At 66.4% G+C, this 19,517-nt stretch carries 18 protein-coding genes and 1 pseudogene; 5 read left to right on the top strand and 14 right to left on the bottom strand.

The window, feature by feature from the left end:
- Window positions 1-136: 136 nt before the first annotated feature.
- The 6 genes from BSF38_RS20415 to BSF38_RS20390 form a co-directional block, all read right to left on the bottom strand.
- Window positions 137-2,272 carry a thioredoxin domain-containing protein gene (locus tag BSF38_RS20415; protein ID WP_076348725.1) on the bottom strand — a complete coding sequence of 712 codons (2,136 nt, stop codon included), beginning with the start codon at window positions 2,270-2,272 and terminating at the stop codon, window positions 137-139.
- Between the two features lie 179 nt (window positions 2,273-2,451).
- Window positions 2,452-2,679 (bottom strand): hypothetical protein, encoded by a 228-nt coding sequence (locus BSF38_RS20410; RefSeq protein ID WP_076348723.1) that lies wholly within the window; start codon window positions 2,677-2,679, stop codon window positions 2,452-2,454.
- A gap of 101 nt (window positions 2,680-2,780) precedes the next feature.
- Window positions 2,781-3,005 carry a hypothetical protein gene (locus tag BSF38_RS20405; protein WP_076348721.1) on the bottom strand — a complete coding sequence of 75 codons (225 nt, stop codon included), beginning with the start codon at window positions 3,003-3,005 and terminating at the stop codon, window positions 2,781-2,783.
- Between the two features lie 252 nt (window positions 3,006-3,257).
- Entirely contained in the window at window positions 3,258-3,455 is a 198-nt protein-coding gene (locus BSF38_RS20400) for a carbon storage regulator (protein ID WP_076348719.1), read from the bottom strand.
- Between the two features lie 237 nt (window positions 3,456-3,692).
- Complete coding sequence (locus BSF38_RS20395) at window positions 3,693-4,637, bottom strand: metallophosphoesterase family protein (protein ID WP_076348717.1); 945 nt, start codon at window positions 4,635-4,637, stop codon at window positions 3,693-3,695.
- A gap of 200 nt (window positions 4,638-4,837) precedes the next feature.
- Window positions 4,838-7,108 carry an SPFH domain-containing protein gene (locus BSF38_RS20390; protein ID WP_237170539.1) on the bottom strand — a complete coding sequence of 757 codons (2,271 nt, stop codon included), beginning with the start codon at window positions 7,106-7,108 and terminating at the stop codon, window positions 4,838-4,840.
- A 237-nt stretch (window positions 7,109-7,345) separates the two neighbouring features.
- Between BSF38_RS20390 and cyaB the strand changes: the two genes are divergently transcribed.
- From cyaB to BSF38_RS20370, 4 genes are all read left to right on the top strand, one after another.
- On the top strand, window positions 7,346-7,909 hold the full coding sequence (gene cyaB / locus BSF38_RS20385; RefSeq protein WP_076348713.1) for a class IV adenylate cyclase: 564 nt from the start codon (window positions 7,346-7,348) through the stop codon (window positions 7,907-7,909).
- 62 nt (window positions 7,910-7,971) lie between these two features.
- Window positions 7,972-8,418 (top strand): hypothetical protein, encoded by a 447-nt coding sequence (locus BSF38_RS20380; protein ID WP_076348711.1) that lies wholly within the window; start codon window positions 7,972-7,974, stop codon window positions 8,416-8,418.
- A 125-nt stretch (window positions 8,419-8,543) separates the two neighbouring features.
- A complete protein-coding gene (locus BSF38_RS20375) occupies window positions 8,544-9,029 on the top strand; it encodes an LURP-one-related/scramblase family protein (protein WP_076348709.1) in 486 nt (161 codons plus the stop codon).
- 75 nt (window positions 9,030-9,104) lie between these two features.
- Window positions 9,105-9,572: a hypothetical protein gene (locus BSF38_RS20370; protein WP_076348707.1), complete on the top strand. Its 468-nt coding sequence runs from the start codon at window positions 9,105-9,107 to the stop codon at window positions 9,570-9,572.
- Between the two features lie 17 nt (window positions 9,573-9,589).
- Here BSF38_RS20370 and BSF38_RS20365 read toward each other — a convergent pair whose 3' ends face one another.
- From BSF38_RS20365 to BSF38_RS20350, 4 genes are all read right to left on the bottom strand, one after another.
- Window positions 9,590-10,396, bottom strand: coding sequence for a DUF4198 domain-containing protein (locus BSF38_RS20365; protein WP_083713121.1), 807 nt, complete (start codon window positions 10,394-10,396; stop codon window positions 9,590-9,592).
- A 123-nt stretch (window positions 10,397-10,519) separates the two neighbouring features.
- A complete protein-coding gene (locus BSF38_RS20360; RefSeq protein WP_076348703.1) occupies window positions 10,520-10,933 on the bottom strand; it encodes a cytochrome c in 414 nt (137 codons plus the stop codon).
- 125 nt (window positions 10,934-11,058) lie between these two features.
- Window positions 11,059-11,718 (bottom strand): peroxiredoxin family protein, encoded by a 660-nt coding sequence (locus BSF38_RS20355; RefSeq protein WP_076348701.1) that lies wholly within the window; start codon window positions 11,716-11,718, stop codon window positions 11,059-11,061.
- Window positions 11,719-11,732: 14 nt separating this feature from the next.
- Window positions 11,733-12,788: a DUF1559 domain-containing protein gene (locus tag BSF38_RS20350; RefSeq protein ID WP_076348699.1), complete on the bottom strand. Its 1,056-nt coding sequence runs from the start codon at window positions 12,786-12,788 to the stop codon at window positions 11,733-11,735.
- Window positions 12,789-13,022: 234 nt separating this feature from the next.
- On the opposite strand from BSF38_RS20350, the gene BSF38_RS20345 reads away from it, so the two are divergent.
- Window positions 13,023-13,412, top strand: coding sequence for a hypothetical protein (locus BSF38_RS20345; protein WP_076348697.1), 390 nt, complete (start codon window positions 13,023-13,025; stop codon window positions 13,410-13,412).
- A gap of 99 nt (window positions 13,413-13,511) precedes the next feature.
- Here the strand turns inward: BSF38_RS20345 and BSF38_RS20340 are convergent, their stop codons facing one another.
- The 4 genes and pseudogenes from BSF38_RS20340 to BSF38_RS20320 form a co-directional block, all read right to left on the bottom strand.
- Window positions 13,512-14,897 (bottom strand): hypothetical protein, encoded by a 1,386-nt coding sequence (locus BSF38_RS20340; protein ID WP_145952247.1) that lies wholly within the window; start codon window positions 14,895-14,897, stop codon window positions 13,512-13,514.
- Window positions 14,898-14,932: 35 nt separating this feature from the next.
- Window positions 14,933-16,183, bottom strand: coding sequence for a lipid-A-disaccharide synthase (gene lpxB, locus BSF38_RS20335; RefSeq protein ID WP_076348693.1), 1,251 nt, complete (start codon window positions 16,181-16,183; stop codon window positions 14,933-14,935).
- Window positions 16,184-16,407: 224 nt separating this feature from the next.
- Window positions 16,408-17,697: pseudogene (locus BSF38_RS30090) on the bottom strand (carbonic anhydrase family protein).
- A gap of 360 nt (window positions 17,698-18,057) precedes the next feature.
- Window positions 18,058-19,479: a sigma 54-interacting transcriptional regulator gene (locus BSF38_RS20320; protein ID WP_076348687.1), complete on the bottom strand. Its 1,422-nt coding sequence runs from the start codon at window positions 19,477-19,479 to the stop codon at window positions 18,058-18,060.
- Window positions 19,480-19,517: the final 38 nt, after the last annotated feature.

Below are 19,517 nucleotides of genomic sequence, written 5' to 3'. Positions count from 1 at the left end.
CCAAGATGTCGTTCCGACCTTGCTCGATCCGCCTTCGATTGGAAGACGGCGATCGTCTCTTGCCTTCAGTCTATTCGACGATCGCGGAAGCCGGCAAGCTCGCCCTCCGCGATCAAGGCCCGCAGGCCCGGCGTCCTTAGGACGACGGTTCCGCGCCGGCGTCGAGCCCAGCCAGAAGTTTCGCCGCCTCGTCGAGTCCGGCGACCGGCTGGCGGCAGGCGCGATCCTCGCAGTAATAGAGCGTCGCACGGTCGCCGATCGGAGGACGATTCTCCAACAGGGGGACCACGCAGGCGAGCGATTCGACGGCTCCCGGGGCCGCCGGGGCGACGACCGCGCGCGGCAGGAACCGGGCGTGGACGGCTTCGAGAACCTGGTCGAACTCGCGCGGGGCCGAGCCCGCGACCACGGCCAGTTCGCAGCCCGGCGCGACCGCGAAGTCAAGGGCGAGCAGGCTCTGCCCGGCCGCCGTGGGGGCGTTCTCGAATACGGTCTCGACCGCCGCGATCGCCTCGCGCCCGGTCCGGTCGAGGTCGTCTCGGCCGGTGAGCGCGGCCAGACGGACGAGGGCGGACGCGGCCATGCCGTTGCCCGAGGGGGTCGCGTTGTCGAACAGGTCCTTCTGACGCGTGATCAGGACTTCATGGCTCTTGCCGGTGAAAAAGAAGCCGCCGTGCTCGGGATCGACGAACTCGTCGATCATGACCCGCGCCAGGTCGAGGGCGGCCTCGATCCACCGCGGTTCGCCGGTCGCCTCGTAGAGCCGGGTCAGGCCGTCGATCAGGCAGGCGTAGTCGTCGAGGTAGGCGTTGAGGGTCGCCCGGCCGTCCTTGTAGGTGTGCAGCAGCCGGCCGTCGTCGGCTCGCATCCGGTCGAGGATGAAGCCGGCCGCGCGGCGCGCGGCGTCGAGATACCGAGGCTCCTTGAGCAACCGGCCGGCCGGGGCGAGGGCCGCGATCATCAGGCCGTTCCAGGAGACGAGGACCTTCGTGTCCTTGGCCGGCGGAATCCGCTTCTCGCGGGCCGCGAGCAAGACCGTGCGCGACGCGGCCAGTTCGGCGTTCAGCTCCGTCTCGTCGCGCCCCAGCACCTGCGCCGCCTGGGTGATCGTCCGGGGCAGGTTGAGGATGTTGCGGCCTTCCCAGTTGCCGGGCGGCGAGACGTCATAAACATAAGCAAACGTCTTGCCACGCTCTTCGCCCAGCAGGTCGAGGATTTCGCCCAGCGACCAGACGTAGAACTTCCCCTCCTCGCCTTCGCTGTCGGCGTCCTCGGTCGAGTAGAAGCCCCCCTCGGGGGCGGTCATGCGGCCGAGGACGTAGTCCAAGGTCTCGCGGGCGACCTGGCCGAAGTAGGGCTCGCCGGTGAGTTGGAGCGCCTCCAGGTACGTCGAGGTCAGGAGCGCGTTGTCGTAGAGCATCTTCTCGAAGTGGGGGGCGAGCCAGCGGTCGTCGGTCGAGTAGCGGGCGAAGCCGCCTCCCAGGTGGTCGTAGATGCCGCCGCGAGCCATCTTGTGGAGCGTGTGCACGGCCGCGTGCCGGGCCTGAGCGTCGCCGGTCCGCTCGGCCTGTCGGAGCAGGACGCGGAGGTCCATCGGGTGGGGGAACTTGGGCGCGTGGCCGAAGCCGCCGTTGAGGGCGTCGAAGGTCTTGACGAGCGCCCTCGATGCGCGGTCGAGGTGGTCGACGACCAGCGAGTCGGCCGACCCACCCCGGGCGACGGCCGCCATCTCGTGCAGCCGGTCGGTCATCTCGGCGGCCGACTGCTTGATCTCGTCCTGCCGCTCTTCCCAGGCGCGATTCACGCTCAGCAAGACCCGGGGGAACCCCGGCATCCCCCGCGAGTCGGTGGGGGGGAAATAGGTGCCGCCGTAGAACGGCTTGAGGTCGGGCGTGAGGAAGACCGACATCGGCCAGCCGCCTCGCCCGGTCATCGCCTGGACCGCGTTCATGTAGATCTGGTCGAGGTCGGGGCGTTCTTCGCGGTCGACCTTGATATTCACGAAGTGGGCGTTCATGATCCGGGCGATATCCGGATTCTCGAAGCTCTCGCGCTCCATGACGTGGCACCAGTGGCACGCCGAGTAGCCGATCGACAGGAAGATCGGCCGGTTCTCGGCCCGGGCCCGTTCGAGGGCCTCAGGCCCCCACGGAAACCAGTCGACCGGGTTCTGCGCGTGTTGGAGCAAGTAAGGGCTGGTCTCGCCCGCCAGCCGGTTGGCCGGGTGCGCGTGCGAGCCGGAACGATCGGAGTCTGCGTGTGTTGATGACATGCCCGAATTCTAGGCCGGAACCGGCGACAAGGTCAACGTCGGCGCGCGGGCGAGGCCTCAGAGCGGCGCACCGGCGGGCGCGGACAGCCATCAAAGCAGGCTGTCGCGAGCATGCCTTCTCCCGCAAGGGGAGAAGGGAGTTCGACTCCGTCCCGCCTGCAATCCAACGGCAGGCCGCCTTAGATCTCGTTGGCCAGCTTGTAGATTCCGTGCCCCTCGGGCTTCAGCTTGCCTTCGGCGACCAGCTCGTCCCAGATCCCCACGGGGTGGCCGGCGGGGGGGGTGATGCCGCCGATATGGGAGGTCTTGGAGCCGGGGCTGAGGCCCGAGTGGTCGTCGAGTCGTGCGAGTTTAAGGCGCTTCTTGAAGGCCTTGTAGGCCCGTTTGCGCTCTTCATCCGTGGACATGCCGTCTCTCCTGGCGCGAGGCGACTTCGTGGGTTCCCGGCCCCTATGATGCCGGGAAATTCCAACGTGTCGAGTCCGATTCGCTTCGCTCGGAGCGGGATTCAGACGGGGTCGGCCAGGCGGCGGCTGACGACTTCGAGCAGCCGGCCGGCTTCCTGGGTTTCGAGGTTGCCGTTGAACCGGACGCTGAACGTCCGCTCGCCGTCCCAATCCTGGTTCTTGGCTTCTTCCTGGGAGTGGACGATGACGCCTTGAAACGTGGTGCGGCGGAGGAGTTCGTCGATCAACTCCTCGGTCGCGAAAAGCTCCAACTCGCGATCCGTCATTCTCAGCCTCGGAGAAAGAGGGGAACCGACTTCGTTCCCGATGCCGCGGCGGGGTGCGTTCACGCCGACTTGGTGAACGATCAAGTGGATTCTAATCAGACCCCCGGGTTCGAGGGAAGGCCAATCGCGAGATGGGAGGCGAGCGAGGGGAGGACGACGCCGCGCGAGTCTCGGCGGCGTGCGGGGGATGGGGGAGTCGGGAATGGTCGCCGCGGCGAAGCGAACGGGTTCCGATCGCCGCGGCCCCGATCGTCAGAAGCGGGACGAGGGCTCGAGCAGGACGTCGCGATACGTGCGCACCCGAGGGCGCGCTTCACCCCGCTGGAGGGTCATGTCTTCGGGGTACTCGATGGCCAGCCTGACCCTGTCGCCCCGAATCTCCACGACCGTGACGATGACGTCGTCGCCGATCATGACGCCTTCGCCCTCTTCCCTGGGGATGACGATCACTATGCACCTCGTTGCTAGGTTCAGAAGGCTGAATCAGGCCCGACGTCGCGATGCCTCGGAGGCGACGGTCGGGAACGACCACCTGATTGTATCGACGGCCCCTAGTCCGTCAATCGCTTACCGACGACCTTGGCGAAGGCCCCTTGAACGTACCGGCTTGCGGCGTTCGCCGAGGCGATTTTCCGATTCGCGACGGGCCCCCGACGGCGGCCCCGAGGCGCGGAACGGCCGCGTCGATCAGGTCGCGCGCCACTTCAGATCGACGGGTTCGAGATCCTTGTCGAGACCGCCGTCGACGCGGTGCAGCTCGATCGTCGCGCCGTCGACCGTGGGCTCGAACCGGCACCAGCCCAGTGGCTGGTCGGCGGCGAACGGGTAGCCGACGGCCGGCAGGTTGACGAAATGCAGGTCGCCGTCGCGTCGGAGATCCCACCTGTGCGAATGACCGAAGACCAGGGCCTTGACCTGCTTGCGAGGGCGGAGGATCGCCAGGAGTTCCTCGGTGTCCCAGAGGCACTGCCAGGCGTTTTCCGACGCGTTTTTGGGGTTGTGGTGAACCAGGACGACCGTCGACGACTGCGGCTCGGCGTCGAGCGTCTTCGCCAGCCACGCGCGCTGGGGCTCGCGGAGATTGCCGGTCACCTGCTTCGGCTTGTCGAGCGAATCGAGGATCACCAGCCGGATTCCGGCGACGTTCACGACTCCGATGTAGCGATCGTCGACCAGGCCCAGCCCGGGGTCTTCGGGCTTGAGCACTTGGAGGAACTGGGCCCGGTCGTCGTGGTTCCCCATCGCCAGGTGAAAGGGCACGCCGAACTCGCGGAGCGGACGGATCAACGACAGGAACTGCTGGTAATCGCCGGGCTGCCCGTCTTTGTGGGCGAGGTCGCCGAGCACGACCACGGCCCTCGGCATTTCGGGCTGCTTGAGGATGTCGAGGATGGCGACCCGCAGGTTCTTGGTCATGTTGTTCTTGGGCCCGCCGTTTTCCGCGACGACCGGGTCCGCGTTGATGTGCGTGTCGGACAGGAGCGCGATGTACCCCGACGGCAACGCACTGGGCGTCGGCTCGCCGACCGCGACGGGTTGCTCGGCGTTCCCGCAGCCGAGGACCGTCGAGACGCCGCCGAGAGCGAGGCCCGAGAGGAAATCACGACGAGTCGGCAACAAATGAATCGGCATATCTTCGTTCGCTTTAATTATTTGGATTCGAAGTACGATCTCTCTCGTCTTGCCGTTTCAATAGTACTACCGGCCCGCATCTCGTGCCATCTCTCCATGCGATGATGAGACGTCCGACGCGCGCGTCGTCGACGAAAACGCCCGCCTGGCGAGGGCGGGCGTTCGCTTCCGTGGGGTTGAACGATCCCGTGCCGGCGGCCTCAGGTCGTCTCGACGACCATGCCGTTGGCGCGGATCGGGTCGACGGACGGGGCGGGTTCGATGCTCGGGACGCCGTCGACGCCGCCGGTCGCCATGGCCGCCTGGATGTTCTCCATCGCCTGCTTGGCGATCGCGTCGGTGAAGTCTTGGAGGCCGCTCCCGTTCGGCGAACTGGCGAGGTCGAAGCCCGATTTCTCGGCGACGAGCAGGCTCATGAGCATGCCCATGAGGCCGGTCCCGACGGCCGAGCCGCCGTCGGCCGTGCCGCCGCTCCCCGGCGCCATGAACACGCGCTCGGGAACCAGCGGCTGCGTGCTGGAGGCCAGATTCTGTGCGACGACCGACAGGGCGTAGAGCCGGGGGTCGGTGAACGACTGGATCTTGCGAAGCAAGACCGACGCTTCGGACAGACCTTCCTGGAGCAGCCGGGCGCCTTCGCCCCGGCCGGCGAGGATCTTCCGACGGCTGTCGGCCTCGGCCCGGACGACGACTTGCTCGGCTTCCTTGCGGGCTTTGGCGAGCTGGGCCTCGGCCTCGTTCTCGACGATCCGCACCTGGATCAGCGAGTTGGTCAGCGTGGTCTGCATCTCGGCCGTCGCCTGCGCCTCCTTAAGCGCTTTGAGCTTCTCGGCCGCGACCACCTGCTTGCCGTACGTCTCCATCTGTTCGAGCGAGAGCTGACGCAAGCGGAGCTGTTCCAGAAGGTTCTCGATCTTGCCGCCGGCCTCGGCCGTGTCGGGCTTGCCGATCAGCACGTCGACGCATTCGATGTCGAAGTTGTGGAACTTCCGGCTCAGCTCGTCCTGGGCCTCGTGCTGGATCGAGTCGCGCTCCTGGAGCAGGTCGAGCATGGTCCGCTTGTGGGCCACGTCGCGGAAGTAAGCGCTCAGCATCGGGTCGAGCGTCTGGGTGATCAGCTTCTTGACGTCGCCGAACCGCTGGATCACGCTGGGCGCCTTCTGGTAGTCGATGTGGACGACCACCGAGAGCGGCAGCATGGGCTCGTAGGCGTCGCGCGTCACCAGGTCGATCGACTTCAGGCTCTCGTCGTAGCGATGGCTCTCGGTCCGGCCGGTGACCCAGTGGAGCACGAAGTTCGTCGTGGGCACCAGGATGATGTTGCCCGCATACGTATTGAAGGCGTACTTGCCCGGCCCCAGCGGTTTTTCCTGAACGCCGCGCTCGCCTTCCGAGACGCGCTCGCCGTGGCGGAACGTCTGCCCCGAGAGGTCGTTGCCGGTCCGCCCGTAATAGCTGACGATCACCCCGACGTAACCGATCGGCACGATCGTCTTGGGGATCGATTCGACGGTCGCGAACCATCGATTGATGAAGTACGTGCCGTCGATCAACGTCGCATACTGGCGACCGCGACGGCCGCCGGCCCGGAGGAACGCCTCAGGGTCCTGGTAATTGTTGTGGTGGTCCTTGTCGTTGCGCTCGCTGCCGACCGCTGGCGCGATGATCTCGCCCGTCGACAGCGAGGGGCCGTCATGCACGGTGACGATGCCCATGCTGTCGACCAGCACGCGACGCTCGGGGTTGAGCGGGTCGGGAGCCTCGATCGATCCACCGATCACCACCGGGTCGAACCCAAACTCTTCGGCCAACTGGCGCTGCCAGCTCACGAGCGTCTTGAATTCGTGCTGGCCGCCGACTTCGAGACGGTAGACCATGTCCTCGGTGATCACGTAGAAGAGGGCCAGGTTGACGGCGTAAACGCCTTCGCGGAGGATCGACCGCTGCCGACCACGCTGGCCGAGCGCGGGCTCTTGCTCGGGATCAGCGGCGGCGGCCGGGCCGACGAGGAAGGCGCGGGCGTCCTGGAAGTTGTTGCAGTCGACGACCTGGCCCAGCGTCTGCACCGGCGCCAGCGGCACGCCGTCCCGGGCGTAGACGTAGCCGATCTTACCTTGCGGCACCATGACGAGAGGCAGCTTGTGAATCCGATACTGCCAGCGCCAGAGTCCGATGTGGACGCCGCCGCGGAGCAGCTCGGCCTGAAAGCCGGCCTCGCCGTTCAGGGCCATCATCCGGCCCTCTTGAACCGAGCCCTTGCCGGCCCAGAGCTTCTCGACCACGCCGACCCGATTGTTGGCGATGTACCGCAGGCCCAGCAGCTCGCAGAAGACGGCGAGGGCCAGAATCAACCCCACGAGCCAGAACAGGCCGGCGGGGACGTCCGAGAAGTCCGCGAACAGAGCGGCGTTCGGGAGGTTGAAGGAAGGAACGAAGTGCGATGCCACAAACACGAAGAGTGGCGAGCCCACGTTGCGACTCCAGGGCGAACGATCGCGCGAGGCTCGCTTGACGACGGGACGACCGTGAAGCGCCAACGCCTCGTGCAAGACGCCCGACGAACATCGGGCGCGGCGGAGACGTTCACGCTCCGCCGTATTTGACGTATATTCGCATTCGGCTTGAAATATTCAAGGATCTCGGTTTAAAACCTCGCGGAATCCGCACCCAGTGCATTCCGCGCCCGACGCGCCCGAAAGGTTGCTTCCATGAGCTTTGAAGTCGAGGTCAAGTACCGCCGCGTGGATCACGACCGGCTCGTCCGCAGGCTCGCTGAACTCGGGGCCGAGGCGAAGGGGAGCGTCGAGCAAGAAGACTCTTACATGAACCACCCGTCGCGCGACTTCGCCGTCACCAACGAGGCTTTCCGCATCCGCCGCGTCGGCGACGACAACCGGATCACCTACAAGGGGCCGAAGCACGCCGGCCCGACCAAGACCCGCGAGGAGATCGAGATCCCCTTCGCCGCCGGCCCCGAGCCGCTCGGCGGTCTCGTCCGGCTGTTCGAGACCCTGGGCTTCAAACGCGTCGCCACGATCCGCAAACAGCGCGAGAGCTTCCACCTCCGGTTCGAAGACCACGACCTCGAAATCGCCCTCGACCGCGCCGAGAATCTCGGCGACTTCGCCGAGATCGAAGCCATCGCCGCCGACGCCGCCGACCTCCCCCGCGCCCAGCGCGCCGTCCTCGAACTCGCCAAGCTCCTCACCCTGACCGACGTCGAGCCCCGGTCGTACCTCCGGATGCATCTCGAGAGCGCGGCGCGTTCCTGAGATGAAAACCGGAGGCCGCGACGGCGGGAGTCGACGGCCTTGAGTAGGAGACGCGGATTCGCATGAAATCATACAACCTGAAAACCGCGATGATCGCGATCGCGGTGGTCGCCGTCCTCTGCGGTAGCGAGGTCATGAGAAGGAGGTCGGCGCGCTTCAAGAGGCTTGCCGCGATGTACGCCGGCCTGGAGGCCGATCACGTCTTCCGGGCCTCGGTCGCCGATGCAGGCGAGGCCTTCGCCGCCGAGAAGGTTGGTCAGGGCGAGTCGGGCCGCTCGTCGGAATGGAAGGAACAACGGGATTGGTGGTCGATGCAAAGAAAGCGGAACAGGAATCTCGCGGCGTCCTATCGACTCTTGAAGGATCTATGCCTGAACGCCACGCGCAGCCCCTGGAACCTTATGCCTCCCGTCGAGCCGGACATCCCCGCCGAGCGACTCCTCCCGCCTCCCGATCTCCCACTTCAATTCACGACCGATCCGGTGACTCTTGAGATGTCCCCCTATTGAATAAGAGCAAGATTTGGCCGACTTGGCTGGCTGGCTCGGCCGAAGCCTCAACTATCCGACCAAGACGTCGGAGTCCAGGAGGGAGCGGCGCGCGGCTGGCCGACTCTACGAAACGGGAGACGCCCATGCGGTACGTGATGCGGCAGAAGTTCTTCAGTTGGGGCGACGACTTCACCATCCAGAACGAGTCCGGCGAGGACGTGTATTTCGTGAAGGGCACGGTCTTCAGCCTCGGCGACCAGCTTTCGTTTCAGGATATGCAGGGCAATGAGCTGGCCTTCATCCGGCAGAAGTTGATGGCCTGGGGGCCGACGTACGAGATCTTCAGCGAGCGCGAGCTTCGGGCGGTCGTCAAGAAGTCGTTGTTTACGTTCTTCCATTGCACATTCAGCGTGGACGTGCCCGGCCCCGACGACCTGGAAGCGTCCGGCGGCTTCACCGATCACGAGTACACGTTCGTGCGGGGCGGACGGGTTGCAGCGACCGTTTCGAAGCAATGGTTCACCTGGACCGACACCTACGGCGTGGACGTCGCCGAGGGCGAGGACGACCTCCTGATCCTGGCGGCGACGGTCGTCATCGACCTGGCTTGTCACGACAAGAAAGACTGACGCGACGGTCGCCACAATATTCCCGGCTCGGCGACGAACACCATCCGGGTCCGGGACTTTCAGAAGGAATGATACATGTCTCACGATGCGTTCAGTCTGAGCGTGCTTGCCGCGCTCGCCGCCGTGGCGATTCTCATGATCGTCGTCGCTCTGCCGGTCGTGCTGAGCATGCGCCACGCCGCGAAAGACCGGGAATTCCAGCATGCCGAGCGGCTGAAGGCGCTGGAGATGGGCCGACCGTTGCCGGGCGAATCCACACCCGAGTACTCGCCCAAGGGCGCGGGCACGGGGATCGGCGTCTGGGTCCCGATCTGCGCCCTGGGGATCGCCCTGGCCGCCACGACGGATTCAAACAATTCGGAAGCCGCCGACGTGGCCATCTGGGTCTCGGCCGGTTGCGTGGGAATGACAGGCGTGATTTGCGGCACCATCCTGGCCGTGCGCGCAACGATGCAGAACGGCAGAACGGCCAACCACTTCGCCCCCTCCAAGCATTCGTTCGAGGAATCCGAGATCGACACCGTGAGCCGACGCGGCCTCTGAGCCGAGGCGGGTACGAATCAGCCGCCGCAGCAGGGGCAGATTCGCGGCACGAAGACGGTCAGCGTCGCGCCGTATTTCGTGAACTGGTACGGCTTGCCGTCGAGGACGCCCCCCTGCTTGGGCTCGGTTTTGTGGGCCGCGATCAGGTAGCTGTTCGCCTCGGTCGGCTCGAACGACGCTTCGCCCTTCTCGTCGGTGAGCCGCTCGTAACGATCGTCGAGGCCGGATTTGAGCGTCGCGCCACGGGGGATGAACGACACCCGCTCGCCGGCCAGCGGGCGGCCCTTGTAGAGCAGCCGGACCTGAATCGGAGTGCCGGGCCCCATCGGCGTGACGGGGTTGACGACGGGCACCAGCTCCAGGTCGTGCCCGAGCGGCTTGTCGAAGCCGGGATTGTCAGCCGACGGCTTGTCCAGGCTCGTCGAGGCGACGAAGAACGTTTTCGCGCCCTTGATCGACCGCTCCGGCGCGTAGCTCATCACCCGGTCGGATCGGTGGCCGATGAGATAAAGCCCCGGCTGGGCGGGCTCGAACCGGGTCGTCCAGTAGCCTTCCTGCGGCGTGTACCCGGTGTCGATCAGCCGATCCTTCAAGTCGTACCGTGTCCCGTCCGGCCCGACCACGTCCAGACTGGCGCCTTCCAGCGACAGCTTGCCGGCCAACTTGAAATCGCGATGCTCGTTGCCGTGGTTGCCGAGCATCAGGTCGACGTGGACCACGTCCCCGGCGCGGACGATGTTCGTATTGGTCTGCACCCATGTATCATGAGCAAGAGCCGATGCGGGCGTCGTGAAGGCCAGAAGCAGAATCAGGCGTTTCGTCATGGTGGTTTCCGTTAGGTGAGTCGTGGAAAGCCGTCGTGATGTGGTCACAGTCGCGGATGGGTTGTTCGATCCAGCGAAGTCCGTGGCCCAGCATACCGCCGGGCCACGGGCCTCATGCGGCCGTCAGTCGGGCTTGTGGTCCTTGTGGCAGGCCATGCACGAGGTCGAGACCTTCTTGAACGCCGCCTCGGCCGCCGGTTTGTCCTTCTTCTTGGCACCGGCGTCCAGCGCCTTGGCGTTTTCGTAGTAGGCTTCGGCCAACTTCTTGAAGTCCGCCTTGTCGCCCTTGGGCGCGTCGTTCTTCGGCAAGTCCGCGCCCAGGGTCACGAAGCCCTTGCTGAGATCCTGAATCGACTTCCAGTCGGGCGAGTCCGCCTTGAAGGCCGTCTTCAATTTGTTCAGGGGCGCGTCAGCGCCCTTGTGCAGCTTCTTCATGACCTCTTTGATCGTCGCCGGCTTCTTGTCGTCGTCACCGCCGGCCCAGACCGAAACCGCCGAAAAGGCGATCACGCTCACCACGCATGCCAGTCGCTTCATATCAAATCTCCAGTGAATTGGGATACTCTCGACAGGCCGTTCCGCCCGTCTCTTGGGCACTTTTGTAGATACTCCGTGATCTCCGCCAGACGCAGCCCTGGCACCGCGTGGGGCTTCCTCTTGGACTACAGGTCGAACGGACATCCCGAATACTCTTGATCGGGCGCGTCCACGACGTCGATCGGCCGTTCAGCCGTGTCGGACAACCTCGCGAGCGTCGCCCCCAGTTCCTGGAGCATTCCCGACGAGTAGCCGGGCCAATGATTTAGGATGCGCCCGTCGGCGTCGACCACCACCACATAGGCGGAATTCTCGATCTCGTAGGCTCGCACGATCTGTAAGGCCGGGTCGAGCAAGAGCGGATAGTCGATCCGGAATCTCTCCGCCCACCGCGTCGCCTTTTCCGCCTCGACGTCGATCACCCCGAAAAACCCGGCTTCGGGGTAGGCGGCGTGCAATCGATTGAAAAACGGCTGGGCCGCCTCGCTGCACGGGCAGCCGAACTTGGCGAAAGTCAGGACGACCGGCCCGCGACGACGCAGTTCGCCGAGGTTGTAGGTACGGCCATCGACGGCCACCGCCTCGAAGTGTGGGGCCGTGCGCTCAACCATCGCCTTGCTGGCGTCGGCCATCTCCTTCGTGACGAGGTGTTTCGTCGAGCCTTCAATGATCATCAACGTGGAAGCGACAGCCCCGCCCGATTCGGAGCGGAGCCGCGCCAGTGCGAATACTCCGCCCACTACTGCGATGAGAGCGCAGAACGTCGCGACGGCGATACGGTTCATAGTCGTGCCTCCGCTCAATAGGCGTCAGCGGAGATCACCTCGCCGCCGCTGCGGGTGCTGAGCCCCCGCCACGCCGTCAGGTTGACAGCGTCCTTGACGAACTGGACGTGTCCGTCGCAGCAGAGCAGGTTCACGCCGCCCGGGTGGTTGCCGCGGGCGGCCTTCCAGGCCGGGTTGTGCGGCGGGCTCGACTGCCAGCAGTCGAACGATTTGGAGTTCGGCGTGAGATAGTGGTTGTAAAGCGTCGTGCGATAGTCGCCGTCCCACCAGCCGTAGCCCTTGTCGAGCCGCCAGCCCGAGGGACTCGCACAGCCCGCGTCCGAGAGCGGCGTCGAGCCGATCGCCGCCGCGCGCCGGACGTCCTGCGGCATCGGCGTCGCGCCGGTTTGCGTGCTGGCCCCTCCGCCGGCCGGGCCGATGAGCTGCTCGGAAGCCGCGGCCGTGTTGCTCGATCCGTCCGTGAGCGAGGCCATCGACTGGGCCGATCCAAGCACGAACGCGCCGTTGGCTTGCACCGTCACCCCCGCGTCGCCCGGATTCACGGTCGCGGGCGACCCGTCGCCGGTGCAGAAGTGGTAGTTGCTCATTCCCGACGTGACGCCGCCCGGCAGCGTGGTCGGCGGCTCGGCCGAGTCGCTGGGGCAGAGGAAGAAGTTCACCTTGGACGCCATCACCGTCGTGTTGGCCGGAAACGGCGTCCACGGCGAAGTGCCAAGAACGCTGCTCGGACCGGCGGCGATCGGCCAGTTCATATTGAGGGCGTTGTAGACGTTCGACTGTTCGAGATACGGCGTGAGCTGGGCGAGCACCGACCAGCGATAATGCAACGCCGGAACCCCCGGATAAACTTGCGTGGGACGCGGGTAGAGGAAGCCGACCGGGAAGGTGTTCAAGGCCGAGTGGTAATTGTGCAGCGCGATCCCGATCTGCTTCAGGTTGTTGGTGCACTGGGCGCGCCGGGCCGCTTCGCGGGCGGCCTGAACGGCGGGCAGCAGCAAGGCGATGAGCACGGCGATGATCGCAATGACCACCAGCAGCTCGATGAGCGTGAATCCGCGACGGCGATGCATGTCTTGATCCCTGAATAGAAAAACTCGGAACGCGGACCGGCGCGAAGCCGACGGCCCGAAAGGGCGCGGTTCACGACGACCGTGGATATTCACGTGACGGACGTTGCCTGGCCCCGGCCTGCGTTTTGAGCGCGCGGACGGAGTCCGTTGACATCGAGGGCGATGAACTGGAATCAGGCGACGGCCGGGCGTTCCGGGGGATCGTCAAGGCGGGAAGACCGCCGAGGAGGGAGCATGCAGCGCGTGAAGGAAGGAAAGAGCCGTTCCGCGACGACGGGCGTGAGCGGCCCGCACAGGGCAAGCGCGGCGGCCTTGGCGCTAGGGCCGGCCGGAGGCGCGTTCGGCAGGATCGGATCACCGCACGGGGCGGAATTCAGGCACGGCCCCGCATCCGCTCGCGCCGGCGACGGTGAAGCGGGACGAGGCTTCGCAGCCTTCGGCCCGCAGCAGCACGACGCCTTCTTGCACCTGCTGCCGCAGTTGCAGTGCTCGCTGTGCTCTTCCGCGTCGAAGGGGGGAGCTGAGGAAACCTGCATCGCATCCACGCTCCGCCCTTGCCCAAGGCTGAGCGCGAGCACGACCGCCGGCAACAACTTGCAGGCGAACCTTCGCGTCCAGGGGTAGGGTCGGGATGTTTCCACGCGGGCGGCTTTCGTGGCGGGATGGACGAGGCGCGGTTGGGTCCACGTCGAGCCTCCATGATCGAACGCCGACGCCGTCGTGTCAAGGAAGCGGCGCTTTCAAGTCGGGATTCCGGGCCGCTTCAGCAGCAGGCCGAACGCCCAGGGTCTCGATCCTCAGCCGGTTCCGATACGTCCCCGCGGCATGGCCGACGCAGTCCCAGCCGCGACCGACCGATGTGCCGGCCAGCGTGATGTAGATCGCGGCCCTCGAACCGGGCGCGTCGCCCTCCAGGCTGAACTCGATCGCGTTGACCGGCGCGCCCCAGCCGGCGGTCGGCGAGAGGACCGTCCCAGCCTGGGCCGACCAATCGTCCAGCGTGATCCGCGCGACGGCCGCATCGCCGTCGTGAAGCGTAATCGCCAGCGGCTCCGAACGGGTCAGCCGGCCGCCGGCCAGCTCGCGGAACGGCCCTTTCTCGCCGCTCGTCCCCTCGACGACGTGAAAACCTCCAGCGGCGTCCATGTACGCGAACCGCAGCGGGCGGCCGACGGGATAATCGGCGGGACGCACTTCGATGCGTTGATTCGGACAAGGAGAGAACGACAGCGAAAGCCGCTTGTGTCCGGAGACCTCAACGTCGCAGAACGAGTTCAGGTGCGACTCGATCGGGCACGGCAAGCGGGCCGTCGACTCCAGGACGATCGGACCGGCCCCGGCGTCCGGCCCGACCTGAAGCGTTGCGTCGTAATCGGCGCGGTAAGTCAGCGACAGCCCGTTCTCGTCCTGGGCGGCCGAAGTCAGTCGCAGGTCGGGGCCCTCGCGAATCGCGGGAGGAGCGAGGATCGTCAGGCAGCCGTCGGGCGATCGGGCGAGGAACCGCAGGAGCGGCTGGACGGACAGCGTCAGCCCCCCGGCCTTCACGGTCGCCGACCCGTCGCCGACGTGGACGAACAACCGTTCTCCCAGCCGGCCGTTTGGAGAAGGTGCGACGGTCCCGGAAACCGTCTCGGGCATCGCGAGGTTGAGCGGCCGGGTGTCCGGCGCGGGGGGACGTTGCGAGAGCGGCAAGACGGCGCCGACCAAGGCGGCGACGAGCGCGACGCCCCAGACCGGCCAGACCGCCGCCGGCGCCTTGCGCCGGAAGGTCATGACCAGAGCCCCGGCCATCAGGGCGGCCCCGATTAGCGGCACGACGAACAAACGGCCGAGGGTGATCGGGAAGACGAACCGGCCCACGAGGGCCGAGGCGCACCACGCGGCCGGAAACGCGGCGAGGCTCGCGCGGAGCCGTTCAAGTCGCTCGCGCCGGGCCGCCATGACGGCCGCGACGACGACGGCCAGGACCACGATCGGGGCGACGCTGTTGCTCCAGAAGCGCGGGTGCGAGAACGGGAAGCCCCCGGGCGTGAGCCACCACCACGCGGAGGCGGCCACGGCGTGGAGGCTGAGGACCAGCAGCCAGAACAGCCGCCAGGGTCGGGCCATTGGTCGGGCTCCTTCCTCGATCCGTCCGATCGACTTCACGCCCGTTCGGCCGAATCCTCGATCGACTCCAGGTCGACGACCCGGTCGTGTGGGCCGCGATAGGCGGTGGCGGACGGCCCGGCGACGGCGACGCGGCGGTCGCTGAGCCAGGCGAGGATGTGGTCGGCGGCGCGGCAGGCGGCACCGGGTTGGGCGGCGGTGTGTCGCAACGCGGCGAGGTCGGCCGTCGCCCGGGCGCGGGCCTTCGGGTCGTCGAGCCAGGTTCGCCCCCAGCGAGCGAGATCGGCCGAAACGTCGACGGCGGTCAGGTACTCGGGCATCAGCTCGGCGTCGGCCAGCAAGTTGACCAGCGTGATGTACTTGGACTTGATGAACCAACGCGCGACCCAGAGGTCGAACGGCCGGATCTTGTACACGATGACGGTCGGCAGCGCTTCCATCATCAGCTCAAGACTCACGGAGCCCGAGACTGACCAGGCGACGTCGGCGAGCCGGATCAATTCGGGGGTGCGGCCGGCCATCACTTCGAGCTTCGGGCCGGGTCGACCGTCCTTCGCCAACGTCTGACCGATGATCTCCTCGGCGAACGTCTTGTGCCGATCGTGGAGGCAGGCCACCACGAACCGCACGTCGGGACGGGCTTCGGCGAGCTTCGCCGCGGCGCTCGCCAGGATCGGCAGGTTGCGCTTCAGCTCCAGGGTCCGCGAGCCGGGCAGGATCGCCAGCACCGGACGGCCGTCGGCCTCCTGATCCTTCAGGAAGTCCTCGTCAAGCTCGCGATCCTGGAGTTCGTCGAAGTACGGATGGCCGACGTAGACCGCCTGGGGAACGTCGCGGTCGTGATACCAGGCCGGCTCGAACGGCAGGCTGCATAACACGAGGTCGACGTTCTCGCGGACCTTCTTGACCCGCCATCCGGCCCACGCCCAGAGCTGGGGAGGGACGAAGTAGAAGACCGGAACCCCCCTGGCCCGCGCCCGCTTGGCGATCCACCAGTGCAGGCCCGGGTAGTCGACGAGCACGACGGCGTCCGGGCGCTCGTCGCGGAAATAGCGGTCGGCCCGGACGACGAGCCGGATGAACGTGACGATGTTGAGGAACACGCTCAGGAACCACATGACCGCCAGGTTGACGAGCGGATAGAGCAAGGTCGCCCCGGCCTCGGTCATCTTGGGACCGCCGTAGCCGACGAACTCGGCGTCGGGCGCGCGCTCGCGGAGGGCGTGGATCAGGTTGGCGGCGTGCAGGTCGCCGCTGGGCTCTCCGGCCGAGATGAAGATGCGCATCCGTGGTTACTCGCTTCCGTGCTCATTGGTTTCAATCCACGCCCCAGCGAGGGGACGAACCGACTCGTTCGGGCGCGGGCGTGAAATCCCTACCAGAAATCGCCGCGGCCGGGAAGTCGAACCGGAAAGACCAGCGCGAGGCGCGACTTCCTCGGCGGCGGTCGCCGGGGGTTCGTGAACGCCCTGTAACGGCCGCCGAGGAATTATCGCGCCTTCCAACCGGTTCAGCTCGTCCGCATCGATCCGCTGAAAGCGGACATCTGGGCGACAAGCGGAGTCGCGGCAGCTACCGACGTGGACAGGGCCGGAGCGGCCGTGGAGACGTTGGAACCGGCCGAAGCCACTCCGCGAGTGAACGAGAAATCGTTTCCGCCGATCGACTGCCCCTGGAAGTCCAGGTTGATGTTGAACTGGTTCACCTGGCGGCCGTCGGTCGGCTGGATCGGACGGTTGTTGAGGAGGAATCCGGAGCCGCCGGCGACCTTCTCGTACTGCGCGAGCTGCTGATAATCGAGCGTGATCGGCGTCGAGAGCACGAGCCAGTTGACGGTCTGCGAAAGCGGCGGCGTCGTCAGCGAGCCTTCGTAGAACCAACCTTCCAGGCTGGTGGGGAGCAGGCCGGCGAAATCGATCGGGCTCGTGCCCGGCGTCGTGGTGTTCGGGCTCGTCAGGTCGGCCGTGGCGGCGTCGAGGATCGGCTGGAGCGCCGAATTATGCGCCCCGAGCTGGATGAAGACGGCGACGACCGTCTCGGCGCCCGCCGCGCTGACGTTCACGAAGTGCTCTTCCATCGGGTACGTTTAGCCGTTGACCTGGTTTTCCGCGGTGTCGTGGTAGTGGAACTGCACGAGGTGGAACGACTGGCCGTCGAGGTCGATGGAATTGCTGGCCGTCGAGCTGAACTGGACCTGAATCTGGGCTCCGTTGTTGATGATCGCCGAAGGCGTCGCGTCGGAATAGTTGATCGTCAGGTATTTGCCGAGATTGATCGGGGCGCCGGTGATGTTGATCGGCGACTCGAACGGCAGGGCGCCGGCCGGCGCGACCGTCGACCACGACGCCGGCCCCACCGGCCCGTTCGCCGGATTGTTGTTGCCCGTGTGGTAGCTCCAGTTCGTCCCGTTGTACGGCTTGCCGGTCACCGGGTTGGTGGCGTACGACCCCGTCGGCGCGCTGAACGTGAACGTCGGCGAGGTCTGGGTGAACGCCCTTGGGGCTACCACGTGGACGACGTACGTCCCATCGTTCCTGACCCGGAACTGATAGTTGCCCCGCGGCCCCGTGCGGGTCTGGGCCACGACCTGGTCGTTCGAGCCGATCAACTGGACGAGCACGCTCCCCAGACCGCGCCCGTTGGCGTCGTTGGTGATCTGCCCCGAGATCGTCTGGACCGGTTTCCAGGCGGCGCCGTGAACGCCGCTGAGGGCCAGACGCGGCTCCAACCACTCGACCCCGAGGAAAAACCGCGTGGCGCTCGCTCGGTTCACGACTCTTGTCAAATGTTGTCGTCGCATGGGGATGAATCGCTCCATGGCAGCATAGATGCGAGATCTCGATGACCAAAGTTGATTAAAAAACATCAACCTCGCGCATCATAGCCACGACGCAATACCTGTAAATCCCCCAGAGCCAAGCGGCGGCCGCTGGCGAAAATTAAAACGCGTTTACAACCTGGACATATTAGAGAATTCAGCTACTCGACGGATCTTCCTAATAAATGGGAAAGTCCGCCGATCTCGTTGGAAAGGCTGCGATATTAAGCCTTAATAAGCACATCTAAATCCGGACGAAGCCATGAAAAAACTCCAGCGCGGGCTTCGCTGGGGAGACATGGGCTGATGGACGGGTGTGGAGGGGACACTCGGGGCGGGCGCTCACGCGTCGGGCTCGGGCTCGTCGGGGAGGTTCAGTTCCTTGATCCGACGGTAGAGCCGAGGTCGTGAGACGCCGAGGATCTCGGCCGCGCGCGACTTGTTGCGACGGGCCTTGGCCATCGCGTTTTCGATCAGACGCCGCTCGACGTCCGTAAGGATTTCGTCGAGGGGTTTGGGAGGGGCGGCGCGAGGGGGCAGGTACGCGGCGCCGAGGTCGCCTCGGACGCCGGCGGGCAGGTCGTCGGCGTCGATGGGAACGGCCGGGACGTGATGGTCGTTCGCATCGGTCCCGGAGGCGTGCGCGTGGTCGATGACGCGGCCCAATTCGCGAAGGTTTCCAGGCCAGTCGTAGGCCGAGAGCGCCGACTCCGCGGCGGGAGTGAAGCCCGACCGTTGCGGCCCTCCACGCTGATTGGCGCGTTCGAGGAAATGTTGCGCGAGCAGCAGAATCTCGCCCCGGCGCTCGCGCAAGGGAAGGAGCCGGATAGTCAGGACCGAGGCGGCGTAGTAGAACTCGGAGCGGAGCCGTTCAGAACGGACGGCGGCCTCCGGATCGCCCGAAGTGAAGCACAGCAGGCGGACCCGGCCGTCGAGCGCCTCGACAAGCCGCAATTGGACGTCGCGCGGCAAGGCCAGGACGTCGCCGACGAGGAGGGTCGAGCCGTCGTCCGCCGCCAGTCGGGAAGGCGCGGCGGCCTCGGCGCCGCGAGGGTGGTCGGCGGCCGGCTCCGCCGTGGCGAACAGCTCGCGCTCCAGGACGTCGGCCGGCAGCGCCTGGCAGTCGAAGGTCGACAGCGGCGAGCCCGACGCGGCGCCGAGCTGATGGATCACGCGGGCGACGTGCCGCTTTCCGGTTCCCGGCTCGCCGACGATCAGGGTCGGCGCGCGAGACGACGAGGCGACTCGCACCTGTTCGAGCAGGCGATGGTGGGCCGGTCCCGCGCCGATCAGGGTGTCGAATCCGAAGCGTTTGTAAAGCGCCTGCCGCAGTTCGAGCAGCCGGACGCGGAGCCGATGCGACTGCGACGTGACCACGGCCGATGGGTCGTCGGCCTCGCGCACCTGGCCGAGCAGTCCCAGCAGCGCGCCGTCCGGCCCCCGGAACGGCCAGAACGCGACCCCCCGCCAAAGCCGTTCGCCGCTGGCGCGGAGGATCAGGGTCGAACTCGTCGCGGCGCGGCCGGCCAGGACCTCGGACGGTGGGGTGAAGCTGGCGGCGAGGTCGGCCGCGTCGCCCGCCTCGGAGGGCCCGTACGACGAGCAGACCGTTCCCAGGATGGACTCGGCTTTGTGACCGGTCAGACCCTCCCAGGCGTGGTTCACCCAGATGATGCGAAGGTCCGAATCGAGCCAGAACATCGGCTCGCGCGCCGATCGCCAAAGCTGATCCGGCCGGAACGCCGAGGCGCGTGGGGGGGGCATGATTCGAGGACACTCCCACGGGGTGGATCGGAACGACG

This window comes from Paludisphaera borealis (genome assembly GCF_001956985.1).
Lineage (GTDB): Bacteria > Planctomycetota > Planctomycetia > Isosphaerales > Isosphaeraceae > Paludisphaera > Paludisphaera borealis.
The sequence above is the reverse complement of the archived record's forward strand: the minus strand, read 5'-3'. Positions and strand labels throughout refer to the sequence as shown.